We start from the raw sequence: 12,499 nt of genomic DNA, 5'->3' as shown, positions 1-12,499 counted from the left end.
GCCTATTTAACTGAGGGCGCGATCGCGCCTTCGGTTGGCGCGACGGTGGCTCCGGGCCGCACCATGGGATTGGCGAGGCCGGCCGTGATGACAAGATCACTAGGGTCGAGGCCCGACAGCACGACGCGCAACCCCTTATGGAGCGGCCCGAGAGTCACGGGCTTCGCCGCAACCTTGCGATCCGGCGTGACGACAAGCACGATCTTGTTCGTCTGGTCCGAAGCGATGGAAGCGTCGGGGACGAGCAGCCCGGCGAAATCGCCGCCATTGACGCGCACGCGGCCGAAAGCGCCGGGCGTCAGGAACAAATCCTTGTTGTCGAGAACGGCGCGCGCGCGGATCGTGCCAGAATGCACATTGAGCTGGTTGTCCATGAAGTCGATTGCGCCCGAGCGCTTCCAGTCGACTTCATCCGTGAGGCGCACGTAAGCGGGCGTCGTCTCCGTCTTGTGACGGCCCGTCCCGGTCCGGGCGTAGTGCAGATAATCCGCCTCGGACACGTCGAACTCGAAATGAATGGGGTCCAGGCTCACAATCGTGGTCAACAGCGTTGCCCCGGCCTGAACCAGATTGCCGACGTCTATGCGGCGATCGGAGACGCGCCCGGCAATCGGCGCGCGCACCTGCGTCCATTCCAAATTGAGCTGTGCGTTGCGCAAAGAAGCGTCGGCGCCCATCAACTGGGCGCGCGCCGCATCGGACCCACCACGCCGCTGGTCCATATCGCGCCGCGTGATCGTTCCGCCGCCGACGAGGCTCTCGCCCCGCGCTGCGTCTTTGGAGAGCATCGAGGTTTGCGCCTGCATCCGGGCAACCTCGGCGTGAGCGCTGTCGACAGCGATCTGATAGGGACGCGGATCAATGGTGAACAGGAGATCGCCCGCTTTCACGATCTGGCCGTCGGTGAAATGAATCTTTTCGACGGCCCCGGAGACGCGCGGACGCACCTCGACGCGCTGAACCGGCACGAAACGGCCCGTATATTCGTCGAAACGCGGCACAGTCTCGGCGAGCGGATGCGCAACCGTAACTGGCGGCGCGGGCGGCGCCGCGGGCGTGCCGTCCTGAGCGCCGGCGCCGGGCCTCAGCGCCACAACGGCGGCCACGGCAATAAAGCCCAGCGTCATCCAAGCGAGGCGGCGATAAGCGCGCGGGCGCATCCAATTCATGTCACGTCTCTGTCGAAAAAACGCTTGTTGCTGCGGTGCCAAAACTAAATCAGACGGCCGTCCGCGTCCACCGGCGGGGCGCAAGGCGCTCGAAAAGCGTGAAAGGTCAAAATCGCGTGGAATCAGAATACTTAAGCGACGTTTGTTCATTCCCGCTCAAGTTATCTGCAGGCTTAAGTCAAAGTTTGTTTTTTGCCTGTATGTGTTCCCTGCGCTCGCGCTGATTGGAGAGGCGACGCTTTCACGCACATTGTTCGATTGTGCGACCGAAGCCTGGCGCGCCGTGCATTTTCTGGAGGAAAACATGAATAAGTTGATCTTTGGGATCGCTATGGCAGGAATGTTGGCGCCCGCAGCCGTGCAGGCACAAGTCAAGATCGATATGACGAAAATTACCTGCGGCGAATTGCTAGCGCTGCCCCCCGAGGACCAAGCCGACTTCGGGGCCTTCATGAGCGGGTGGTTTGCCCAAAAGAGCGGCCGCACTTCCATCGATCTCGTTCTGTTCCAAAAGAACGCCGCGAGCGTGACCGAGTGGTGCGCGGCGAACAAGTCCGAGTCCGTGATGGCGGGCCTACAGCGCGCTTTCGACAAGAAACAATGACGAGGGATTGCACACAAATGATCCGCAAGCTCATTCTTGCTGGCGCCGCCAGCGCCTTCGCTTTCGTCGCGCCGGCCTCTGCTCAGGTTACGATCGACATGTCGGAAATCACTTGCAAGGATTTCCATGGCTACGACGCGGAAACCCAGGACTTCATCGGAAACTGGATGCGGGGTTACTTCAGCGCGAAGAATAATATCACCGTCATCGACTCGCGCTACGTCAAGCGTAATACCGACAAGATTTCGCGCTACTGCAAGAAACTCCCGAAATCTTCGCTGATGGACGCGGTTCTGAAGAACGCCCGTTGAGTCCCTACGGCCCGGCCGTCGGCCGGGCCTTTTCGCAGCGGCCGAGGGTGGCTCCCACGCCTTGGCCGCCGCTTGCCGTTCATCCGGTTTAGGCTATTTGGTAGTGCTCAGTATTTCGGGGATTTATCGGGATGAAGGCATCGCTTCGGGGCAAGACGCTTTTCATCACGGGGGCCAGCCGCGGCATCGGTCTCGCGATCGCCAAAAAGGCGGCCCGCGACGGCGCCAATATCGCGATCGCTGCGAAAAGCGTGGCCGAAAACCCGAAAATTCCCGGCACGATCTACACGGCCGCCGCTGAAATCGAGGCGGAAGGGGGCAAGGCTCTGCCCCTGCCCTGCGACATACGTTTCGACGATCAGGTCGCGGCCGCCATCGCCAAAACGATTGAGACCTTTGGCGGCCTCGACATTCTGATCAACAACGCCAGCGCCATCGACCTGCGGGGCATGGACCTCCTCGACATGAAACGCTTCGATCTGATGCACCAGATCAATGCGAGAGGCGCGTATCTTTGCGCCAAAGTGGCGCTGCCGCATCTGCGCAAGGCCGAAAACCCGCACATACTGACTCTCTCGCCGCCGCTCGATCTGAACCCAAAATGGTTCGCGCCCAACCTCGCCTACACAATGGCGAAATATGGCATGAGCCTCGTCACGCTCGGCCTCGCGAAGGAGCTTGCGCGCGATGGCGTCGCGGTGAATTCGCTTTGGCCCGAGACCGCGATCGCCACCGCCGCCGTCGGCAACCTTTTGGGCGGCGAGGAGATCATCCGACGCTCCCGTAAGCCCGAGATTGTCGCGGATGCGGCGCATGCCGTGCTCACCCGGTCGGCGCGCGCATGCACGGGGAACTTCTTCATCGACGTCCGCGTGCTGGCCGAGGAAGGCGTGACGGACTTCTCGTCTTACGCGGTCGATCCCGCCTATGAGGCGGTGCTGGATTTTTTCCTGGACGAGCCGATCAGCCCCCATGTCCAGAAATCTGCCTTCCATGCTGGCAAATAGTCAGGCCAATCCCTTCGCGCCCATCGCGATCGTATAAAGGCCGACGAGGGCCACGACGCCACTCGACAGATAGGGTGCGCGAGCCGCAAGCGCCTCGAACGCCGGAAAGCGCGAAACAGCATGGCGCACCCCGAGCGCCGCGGCGACGCCAACCAATACGAGCGTGAGCGCCAGGCCGATGCTGAAAGACAGCACCAGAGTCGCGCCAAGGGCGAAGCGGCCAGCCTGCAAACAGAGCAGAAGCACGGTGATCGAGGCCGGACAGGGGACGAGCCCGCCGGTAAGCCCGAAAAGGATGATCTGTCCCTTGGTCGCCTTGCGATTGGCGAAGCGGCGCTCTATTTCGAGCGCATGCTCCCGCTCATGGGCGTCGGCGTAAACCGTAGGGTCGACGGAGAGCAACTCGCTTTCGAACGTCTCCTCGTCCATGCGCGCCGCTAGGGCGGCTCCCTCGCCGTGCGGATGGTGGTGATGATCGCCGCTATGACTGTGGGCGTGATGGGCTTGATCGTGGGAATGATGGTGATCGCCGTGGCCGTGACCATGTCCGTGATCGGCATGTTCGTGATCGCGATGTGCGTGATCGTCATGTCCGTGATCGCCATGGACATGGGCCGGCGCTGGCGAGGCGCTGTTCCGCGACATGCGCCATGTCATCCAGATGGCTACGGTCAGGATCATCAAGCCCGAGACGATCTGCAGATAGGGCTCGTTGGCCTCGACATTTATCTGAGCCCCGAGGGACATCCCGATCAAAGCGACGAGCCAAACGATTGCTGAATGGGAGATGGTTGCGGCAAGTCCGAGAAGCGCCGCCTGGCCGACTGTGCCGCGCACGGCGACGATAAACGCCGCCATCATCGTCTTTGAATGACCCGGCTCCAGCCCGTGCAAGGCGCCGAGCAGAATGGCTGTTGGGATGAATACCCAGGCGTTGCCTGCGCTGGCGTCGAATAAAGGCGAAAGATTTGACACGTCCGCGCGGCTCCTCGCATGGCGCCGTCAATTGCGGTCAAGGAAGCTCGCCGCTCCGTCGCGGCCGAGCGGCCGCCGCGAATGCGCCCGTGCGCCTTATCTAAAGGTTGCTCCTTGCGCAAACAAGCGCCGGCGCTTGCTGCGTCTTTTCGCTTTCTGGCGCTGCGCCCTACCCAAAAAGCGACCGGCCGGACTTTCGTCCGGCCGGCGCATTATTTTAGGCTATCGAGTTTCGCTTAGGGCATGTCGCCGGCGACGAACTTCGGAATAACCGGGCCGCCGATTTCAGCCGCAAAGCGCTTGCCGTCCGGCGTGAAGAAGAACAGCAGACCGCCGACCTGGCTGTCCGTGTCGTAGGCGAGGTCCGAAAGACGCTCGATGTCCCAACGCGCGTCCTGGATCTTCACGACGATTTCCTTGGACTCGCCGGGCGCAATCACGTCGTCGTTCGACAGACCACGGTCAGCAAGCAGGTAATCCGGGAAGTCAGGCTTCTGCGTGAACACGGTCGGGTTCAGGAAGCGCAGGCCAGCCGCCGTATATTCGCCGAGGCGAACCGGCTGCGACGTGCCGTTCTTGACCTTCACGTTGATCGTCAGCTCGCGGCCCGGAACCTTGTAGACGCCGCCGTTCAGCTCGGTCGTCACCTGCTCCTTGCCCACGCCCACGGTGCCTTCCGTCTCGATCGGCGTCAGCGGCTTCTGCAAGCCGGCCTGAAGCGGGATCGTGCGCGGGAAGGTCGAGTTCGTCACCGCATAGCCGACAATCGTCGCCAGGATCGTCAGAGCGAGAACGATCGCGCCAATGCGGCGGTCGTCATCGCCGATGACGTCGTCAGGACGGCCTTCAGCAACACGGAGATACGAGGCGATGATGCCCTTCCGGATGAACCAGAACAGGATCCAGGCGGCGCCAACCGCCAGCCACGGCAGATGCCACGCGTAAACGCGGCTGATGCCGTAGTTCTCGAGGTCGACCGTCGAGCCGTCGAGGAGCGTCACCGGATCGGTGAAGTCCTTCATGTCGCCCTTGATCTCGATCCACTGGCCGGGTCCGATGATCGGGCCGCCGCCTTCGACGTTGATCTGAGCGTGAACGTGCCAACGACCGGCGCGACGACCGCGCAGGTTGAGCGAGAAGGCGTAGTCCTTGCCGACCTCCAGAGACACCGAGCGAGGAGCGAACTGCTCGCCGATGAACTGAGCCGTGCGGACCAGAACCGGGCCGGGCTCGCCGGCGTTCAGGAACGACACCTTCGGATTGGCGACCGCCTGCGGCCACGCCGAGAAGACGTGAACCTTGCCGGACAGGACCATGTCCTCGTTGACGTTGACCGTCGTCTTCGACCACTGAACGTCATACCAGTTCAGCGTGCGCATACGAAGGAACGCCTGCTGGGACTTCTCGCCGTGCGCCGAGGCCGGAGCGACCGCTCCGAGCGTCGCCGCCACAGCAGCCGCCGCGCCGAAGGCGGCGAGCTTGACTAGCTTTTTCATGAACAAACCTCCCAGGTTCTTCTCCCGGCCGGCGCCTCGCGCGCCAGCCGATTTTTTCATCCGCGACAGATCAGGCCAAACCGATGATCCAACCAAAATCCACCGCATCTTTTTTTGGCGATTAGATCTGCTCGATCCGCTTGGTCGTGGAATACCAGCGACCCATGAACCACCACAGGAAGTACACCATCATCGAGACGAAGCCCGAGAAGAACGCCGCAACCGGCACAACGTCCTTACCGAAGGTGCGCAGCGTGCCGCGCTCGACCATACGGATGTATTCCGGCATCGAGGTGCGGACGAAGTGGAAGCCGATCAGATCGGCCAGCGTCATCAGCTGACCATGCTGCTCGGTCGCCTGGTGGAAGGCGGCGATGGCCGGCCAGTTGTTCGGGTAGAACAGCAGACCCCAGCCCAGCGAGCCGACAACCGCCGTGATCACATAGGAGCCCGACAGGAGCAGGATCACGTCGAGCCAGATCGCCGGAACGATCAGAGCAGACGGGAACACGAGGCTGATCGGGAAGTAGGTCCAGCCCCAGAAGTTGACGTAGCGGTTGATCCACTCGCCGATCAGAAGGCCCAGAGCCGCGAAAACGGCGCCGAACGGAAGACGGAAGTTGACCCACCAGAAAGCCTGCGAAGCCGCGCAGAAGGTCACGCCGAGGATCGGGATAACCGTCGGCCACATACGACGATCCTTCCAGTCAACCCAGAAGTCCCAGTCGCCCGCCGTCAGCATGAAGTGGACGTGATAGCCGCCCAGGACCGCAAAGAACAGCAGAACCAGAAGCATCCAGTCCGTCGTCGCGACGCAACCCGCCGCCTCGGCGACGGAGTTGAACGGACCGACCGCCCCCCCGCTTTTCGATTGTGACATCACTCTTCTCCTTGGTGTTTCTCGAGCGCCTTAAGGCCCCGAGTTTCTTTTTGCCGCAGACCGGAAGCGTCGCGCCCCCGGACCGCGCCCGGACGATCGCCTCTAGGGCCCCGCCCGGCATTTCCTTTGGGCCGCGCTCGCGCGCCGCCTGAGCGAAGCCTTCCTTTTCAGCCAGGAAACTCCCAGAGGAACCCCTGACCACGACCCGAGAAGAACCACCCCAGTCGCCAATGGCGGCCAGATAACGCTCGTTCTCTTGTCTAAAGAAAAGCCCCGCGCCCGAACTCTCCGCCCGCGCCCTTTAAGGGCGCGAGCGGGTCGTCACATCTTACTCGGTGAGGAGGGCGACGCCTTCCTTGCCGACCAGCGCATGGATGCGGCCGAGGATCTGCAGCACGACGCCGAACACGCCGAGCGCCATCCAGCCGAAGAACACGAAGCCCCAGTGCAGCGGAGCAACGAACAGCTCTTCCATGAACCAGAAGGTGTGGCCCCATTCATTCAGGCCGACGTTCGGGATGATCATGAACGGGCCGATGGCGACGATCAGGAACGCCAGCGAGTAGCCATGAGCAAAATACGGAATGCGGGTCTTCGCATAGAAGAACGCGCCAACCGCGATCACCGAATAGATCGGGTAGCTCATGTAGAACTCGATGATGTGCGACGGCGTGAAGTCCGTGTCACGGATAACCGTCATGTGCCAGGTGCCGTCCTGCTCGGTGAAGAACGAGGCGCCCCAGTAGATGGCGATGCCGTAAACGACCAGCCACTGAACGAGAACCACCAGGCGGCGCATCTCTTCGCGCGGCGAGACGGCGTCGACGTTACGGTCGCGGGTCTTCCACAGGAAGCCGGCGAGCGCCAGACCGGAGACGAGCTCCAGCGGAATTTCGGTCCAAAGGATCGACATCCAGTAGGTCTGGAATTCCGGAGCGAACGAATCCAGGCCGGCGCGCCAGCCGAAAACCTGCTCGTAAATGCGGACGATCAGATAGAAAACATTCAGAACCGCAAGGCCGATCCACATGCCGCGCAGATCGACTACGGACTCTACTTCAGCAGCTGCGCCGGCAGCCGTGCTAGTCGTCGAGCTCATATTTAACTCCTCCTATGTGCTCCCAGGGATGCGCGTGACCGGTAAAAAAGCTCCGCCTCCCGGAACGGAGCCGCTTCGTCCTCGTTTGATTAACGTGAGGTCGGACCCGCTGTTAACGGAGCCCAAGACCGTCCCGCCCTTTCTTGAAGCAGCTCTCAGACCCCGACCTTTGAGAATTTCCCCCCAAAAGATCGAACATCCAATAAGGCCGCCTTGTTGTTATCGGACGAACACCGACGTCGCCGCCTAAACAGTGCCCCAAACCGGCCCTCCCGAGCCAAGCCAACAGACCCCGTTTAGCGTGGCCCAACCATTCCCTCTCACCAACATAATGACAATACCCCATGGGATAGCATTCAACTGTCTATCGAATAGTCTAAACAACCCCAGTGGATGGGTGTTTTCCTACCCTATGCCTCCATTCCGAGCGTTTGGCGGATTTTTCTGAGACACTGCAATATCCAACGTAAATCAGAGCGTTACGCCATTCTGTGTCACTTTTTGACGCTCTTGCGGGGCACTCATGCTGCGATGCAGTAACACCAACCATCGAGGGTAGGCTGTTCAGCCCTCGCTCCAAGGCCTGACTCCCTCGGAATCGACCTTCCGCAACGCTTCCGCAATCGGGACGCCATCGAGGACGAGATCGGGCGCGATCTCCACCAGCGGCGTCAGCACGAAGCCGCGGCCGAATAACTCTTTGTGTGGCAAAGTCAATTCGGGATCGTCGAGCGTGTGGTCGCCCAGGAATAGGATGTCGACGTCAATCAGCCTCGGCCCCCACCGGCGGCTGGGCTCACGCCCCATATCAGCCTCGATCTTCTTGACCGCGGCCAGAAGCTCGTAGGGCGACAAAGCCGTCTCGCCGATGGCGCAGGCGTTGGCGAAATCCCCTTGGTCGGTGACGCCCCACGGCGGCGTGCGATAAACGCGCGAGACCGCCGTCATCCGCGCGATGTCACGCGCCTCCAATAAATCCAGCGCCTTACGAATATTGCCCGGCTTGTCTCCGATATTACTTCCCAGCCCAAACCCCACTCTCATTCTTCACCCCTTCGCCGGCGCGGCGCATAAAGTGGAAAAAACCTCGAAAGCTGCGCGGTGTTCGGCCACGTCGTGCACCCGAAAAATCTGCGCGCCGTCGACCGCCGCCATCAGATTGGCGGCGAGCGTGCCGACAAGGCGCCCCTCGACCCGGCCGTCGGGCAGGTCCTTGAAGATGGATTTGCGAGAGACGCCGATCAACAAGGGAAATCCAAGCCTGAGAAGCTCCGGCGCGGCGCGCAGGGCGGCATAGTTCTGCTGCCGGCTCTTGCCGAAGCCGATGCCCGGATCGAGCGCGATATGACCCTCGGAGACGCCCGCGCGCCGGGCAATGTCGATCGACCGCTCGAAAAAGCGCAGCATATCCGAGACGATGTCTATCTCGGGCTCAATCGCTTCGCGATTGTGCATGAGCACGGCGCCTGCTCCGGCCTCGGCGATCGCCAGCGCCATTTCCGGGTCGCGCTGCAACCCCCAAATGTCATTGACGACCGCGACGCCGACCGACAGCGCCCGGCGGGCGGTGGCGGCCTTATAGGTGTCGATCGAGACCGGAACCCCCGCCTCCCGCACCAGAGCGGCGAGCAGCGGCTCAAGACGCGCCCATTCCTCTTCGGCGGGCACGGGCGTGTGGCCGGGACGGGTCGATTCGGCACCGACGTCGACGATGTCCGCGCCCTCCGCCGCGAGCCTTTTCGCTTGCGCGAGCGCCGCTTCCCGCGAGGCGAAAAGCCCGCCGTCGGAGAAGGAATCAGGCGTGACGTTGACGATGCCCATGATGACCGGCCGTTGGCCGATGGGCGCGAAAAAGCGGTCCCGGGCGGCGGCGATCGCCGCACGGTCGAACGAAAGGGCTTCAGTCATATTTGATGTAGGCGAAGCGCTGGTCGGTCTCAGGCGTGCCTTCGAGCGGGCCGCCCTCCGGGCCCGGCCGCCAACAGACGACCTCCTCGATCTTTTTTGCCAGCGCGAAGTCCTTGTCCGTCACGCCCTTGGCGGTATGGGTCATCAGCTTGACCTCGACCCAGGCGTAGGAGGCGGCAATATCGGGGTGGTGCCAGGCGGCCTCGGCGAGATGGCCGATCGTGTTGATCGCCATCAGCGTGCCCTTCCAGCTGTGGGTCTTGTATTTGCGGCGAATCCAGCCGTTTTCGAAGCGCCAGTGCGGCAGCTCCCTGCCAAGACGCTCGACGATCTCGCTCTCGGGCAGCGCCCGTTCTTCCTTGCTCATGCCGGCTCCCCTTTGCTGCCGATCGTGTTTTGCGGCGGCGCAACTTCTTTCGTCTTAGCGAGATATAGCCTAAACGAGCGTGAAGTCTTGTTCGATCGACACAAGGAACGACATGGCGCCCAAAGTGAGCGTCGAGGCGACAGCCCGGCTGCATCTCGGTTTTCTCGATATGAACGGCGGGCTCGGGCGCAAATTTGGGGGGCTCGGCCTGTCGCTGGACGCGCCCGCCACTCGGCTCACCCTCGCCCGCGCCGCGCAGAATGACGCCGAGGGGCCGGAAAGCGCGCGGGGCGCGCAGCTGCTCGCGCGGGCGCAGGCGGCGCTGGCGCCGGGCGCCGCCCATGCGTTGACGATCCACGAGGCGATTCCTGCGCATTCGGGGTTCGGCTCCGGCACCCAATTAGCTTTATCGATCGCGGCCGCCCTGCGCCGGCTGGAGGATTTACCGAGTGATTCGGTCGCCGACGCCGCGCTGATGTCGCGCGGCGCCCGCTCGGGGCTGGGCGCGGGGCTATTTGTGACGGGCGGCGTCGTGGTCGATGGCGGACGCGGGCCGGGCACGCTGACGCCGCCGGTCATCGCCAGGAGCGCGTTTCCTGAGGAGTGGCGCGTGCTGCTCATTTGTGACCCGACTTGCGTGGGCCTGCATGGCCCGGACGAGCGCGAAGCCTTTGTGGCGCTGCCGCCGTCCAGCGCGGCGGAGAGCGGCGAACTGTGCCGCCTCGTGCTGATGCAGGCGCTGCCGGCGCTGGCCGAGCGAGACTTGGCGTCCTTCGGCGCCGCCGTGGCGCGGATACAGGAGATCGTCGGCGATTACTTCGCGCCCAAGCAGGGGGGCAGGCGCTTCACCAGCCCCAAGGTGGAGGCGGCGGTCGAACGACTGACGCGCGAAGGCGCGACCGGCGGCGGCCAGACCTCATGGGGGCCGACGGGCTTCGCCTTTGTCGAGAGCGAAGCGGTAGCGCAGGCGATTGTCACGCGGGTCGAGGCGGAAGCGCGCGCCGCGGGGCTAGCGATCTCCGTCCATAAGGGACTCAATCGCGGGGCGAAGATCGACGCGGTTTATGCTGACCTCGCCTAACGCTCGAGCCGCAGGCTCCCGCAGATTAAGGAAGTTGTCCTGGCCGCGTGAAAACCCAATCCTGATCTTTGACCGATGAATGGCACGCTACGCATTCTTGGGCGAATCCTGGCTTGTCGTACGGCTTTTGCTGCAAACCAACCCATTCGCCCCAACCCCAGCCTGCGGTGGCTGCAAATTTCAAATCATCCTTGATCATGAATGCGGCGCTGCTGAAGGCGTCGGGGACGGTCGCCGCGGGGAACTGAGCGCTTTGCTTCTGCTTCCACACCAACTTGGCCAGGATAGCCCCGTTCGGCCAAGGGTTCGTCCTTCCTGCCCGCGCCGCCTCGACAGCGATGTCATTACCGAGGATTACCCGCAGGCTTTGATCATCCGAGCGTTGTGACACGCCGACTACGCGGAAGTTCTTATAATCTGACGGCATGGAAATACCGTCGCGACCCGGAGCATTTGCGGTCTCCGCCCCACGAGAAGCCGAAGCGAGCGCAAAGATCGGGATGAGCGGCAGTAGACATTTTTTCATAGGGTTAGCTCCTGGAATGGGGTCTCGTTCGAAAAACCGAAAACAAGCCTTTTGAGACGTCAGGCCCATGAGAATGGGCCTATAGCTCTCAATCTTGCAACACAATCTAACCTTACGGTAAGAAAGCTGGCAATATGGCTGTGCGCCTCCCCCCTCGCAACCAACGCGACGTCATGAAAATCGGCGAGCTGGCGGAGCGATTGAACACAACGCCCAGAACGATTCGGCTTTATGAGGAGCTGGGTGTAATCGCGCCGGAGCGCACGCCGGGCGGCACCCGCTTGTACCGTGAGAAGGATGCGAAGCGCCTCAAGATCGCATTACGGCTAGCGCATCTGGGGAGAGAGCTCGGCGACATAGAGCGGCTGGCCCGGACTCGCGAGCGCTGCGTTAGCGGCGCACAAGCCGCAGCCGGCGCTGTCACCCTTCTCGTCGAACTAAGGGGGTGGATAGATAAAAACCTCGACGAGCTCAGCGCTCTAAAGATCGATCTTCAAAAGGCGGACGCGCTTATTCGGCAATGTTTCGAGTGCCCGAACAAGCCAAACCGAAAAGACTGCCCCGCTTGCCCCATAGATCGTCAGGTCGATTCGACCGATCTTGCCCGGCTTATCTGGGATCCGGATTGTCCTTAGTTTTGGAGCTTCCCTCCGTTAGCGTTTCGGCGCCGCCACGCCGCCATTCAAAATGACGGAATTGAGGAAAAACATCGCCGCGATCGTTGACGCGTCAGGATTTAGAGAATTAATTGTTTCGCCATGGCTCCGCTTCGGTCACGGCGACATCTTGCGTTCGGCGCATTCTTTGCGGTCGTCGTCGCCTGTCTGCTTGCCATCCAAAGTCTGAGCTACGCGTCCGCGAATTTCTCCGGGTCCGCGACAGCAGCGCAATCCGCCGGCGAGAGATGCTCGACGACGGCGTCGGAAGACGACGGCCACACGCCGGCGCACAGCGACCAGAGTCGCTGTTGGGCGCAATGCTGCAAATTTGGCGGACGCGGCAGTCTCTTTGCCTTTATCGCTCGTTTGAGCGCGGCCGCGAGCTTCCTCCTTCCCCTGGTTGAAGATGTGGCCGAA

14 protein-coding genes are annotated in these 12,499 nt (G+C 62.2%); 5 read left to right on the top strand and 9 right to left on the bottom strand.

Annotated elements, in window-relative coordinates; all coding sequences use genetic code 11:
- Positions 1-2: 2 nt before the first annotated feature.
- Positions 3-1,169, bottom strand: coding sequence for an efflux RND transporter periplasmic adaptor subunit (locus tag OGR47_RS02410; RefSeq protein WP_165055724.1), 1,167 nt, complete (start codon positions 1,167-1,169; stop codon positions 3-5).
- Between OGR47_RS02410 and OGR47_RS02405 the strand changes: the two genes are divergently transcribed.
- The 3 genes from OGR47_RS02405 (at position 1,168) to OGR47_RS02395 (ending at position 3,091) form a co-directional block, all read left to right on the top strand.
- The gene (locus OGR47_RS02405; protein WP_246729858.1) at positions 1,168-1,773 is read left to right on the top strand and encodes an HdeA/HdeB family chaperone; all 606 of its coding nucleotides are present in this window, start codon (positions 1,168-1,170) and stop codon (positions 1,771-1,773) included. The two genes, OGR47_RS02410 and OGR47_RS02405, sit on opposite strands and share 2 nt — an antisense overlap.
- Positions 1,774-1,790: 17 nt before the next feature.
- On the top strand, positions 1,791-2,084 hold the full coding sequence (locus OGR47_RS02400; protein ID WP_165055725.1) for an HdeA family protein: 294 nt from the start codon (positions 1,791-1,793) through the stop codon (positions 2,082-2,084).
- 131 nt (positions 2,085-2,215) lie between these two features.
- The gene (locus OGR47_RS02395; protein ID WP_165055726.1) at positions 2,216-3,091 is read left to right on the top strand and encodes an SDR family oxidoreductase; all 876 of its coding nucleotides are present in this window, start codon (positions 2,216-2,218) and stop codon (positions 3,089-3,091) included.
- Here the strand turns inward: OGR47_RS02395 and OGR47_RS02390 are convergent, their stop codons facing one another.
- The 7 genes from OGR47_RS02390 to OGR47_RS02360 all read right to left on the bottom strand — a co-directional run bounded on the left by OGR47_RS02390 (position 3,092) and on the right by OGR47_RS02360 (position 9,816).
- Positions 3,092-4,066, bottom strand: coding sequence for a sulfite exporter TauE/SafE family protein (locus tag OGR47_RS02390; protein WP_165055727.1), 975 nt, complete (start codon positions 4,064-4,066; stop codon positions 3,092-3,094). It abuts the gene before it with no gap.
- 236 nt (positions 4,067-4,302) lie between these two features.
- A complete protein-coding gene (gene amoB, locus OGR47_RS02385) occupies positions 4,303-5,562 on the bottom strand; it encodes a bacterial ammonia monooxygenase, subunit AmoB (protein ID WP_165050362.1) in 1,260 nt (419 codons plus the stop codon).
- A gap of 121 nt (positions 5,563-5,683) precedes the next feature.
- Positions 5,684-6,442 (bottom strand): bacterial ammonia monooxygenase, subunit AmoA, encoded by a 759-nt coding sequence (amoA, locus tag OGR47_RS02380; RefSeq protein WP_165050364.1) that lies wholly within the window; start codon positions 6,440-6,442, stop codon positions 5,684-5,686.
- Between the two features lie 328 nt (positions 6,443-6,770).
- A complete protein-coding gene (gene amoC, locus OGR47_RS02375; protein WP_216697880.1) occupies positions 6,771-7,541 on the bottom strand; it encodes a bacterial ammonia monooxygenase, subunit AmoC in 771 nt (256 codons plus the stop codon).
- 564 nt (positions 7,542-8,105) lie between these two features.
- Positions 8,106-8,585, bottom strand: coding sequence for a 2-amino-4-hydroxy-6-hydroxymethyldihydropteridine diphosphokinase (gene folK / locus OGR47_RS02370; RefSeq protein ID WP_165052410.1), 480 nt, complete (start codon positions 8,583-8,585; stop codon positions 8,106-8,108).
- A gap of 3 nt (positions 8,586-8,588) precedes the next feature.
- Complete coding sequence (gene folP / locus OGR47_RS02365; protein WP_165052412.1) at positions 8,589-9,449, bottom strand: dihydropteroate synthase; 861 nt, start codon at positions 9,447-9,449, stop codon at positions 8,589-8,591.
- Positions 9,442-9,816, bottom strand: a complete 375-nt coding sequence (locus tag OGR47_RS02360; RefSeq protein WP_165052414.1) for a 4a-hydroxytetrahydrobiopterin dehydratase — start codon at positions 9,814-9,816, stop codon at positions 9,442-9,444. Before OGR47_RS02360 ends, folP begins: the two co-directional genes overlap by 8 nt.
- A gap of 112 nt (positions 9,817-9,928) precedes the next feature.
- On the opposite strand from OGR47_RS02360, the gene OGR47_RS02355 reads away from it, so the two are divergent.
- Positions 9,929-10,897 (top strand): beta-ribofuranosylaminobenzene 5'-phosphate synthase family protein, encoded by a 969-nt coding sequence (locus OGR47_RS02355; RefSeq protein WP_165052418.1) that lies wholly within the window; start codon positions 9,929-9,931, stop codon positions 10,895-10,897.
- 25 nt (positions 10,898-10,922) lie between these two features.
- Here the strand turns inward: OGR47_RS02355 and OGR47_RS02350 are convergent, their stop codons facing one another.
- Positions 10,923-11,423, bottom strand: a complete 501-nt coding sequence (locus OGR47_RS02350) for a cytochrome P460 family protein (RefSeq protein ID WP_165052420.1) — start codon at positions 11,421-11,423, stop codon at positions 10,923-10,925.
- A 173-nt stretch (positions 11,424-11,596) separates the two neighbouring features.
- On the opposite strand from OGR47_RS02350, the gene OGR47_RS02345 reads away from it, so the two are divergent.
- Complete coding sequence (locus OGR47_RS02345) at positions 11,597-12,058, top strand: MerR family transcriptional regulator (RefSeq protein WP_216697879.1); 462 nt, start codon at positions 11,597-11,599, stop codon at positions 12,056-12,058.
- Positions 12,059-12,499: the final 441 nt, after the last annotated feature.

The sequence above is a fragment of the Methylocystis sp. MJC1 genome, from assembly GCF_026427715.1.
GTDB lineage: Bacteria > Pseudomonadota > Alphaproteobacteria > Rhizobiales > Beijerinckiaceae > Methylocystis.
Note: the sequence above shows the minus strand (reverse complement) of the source record. Positions and strands in the feature narration are given on the sequence as shown.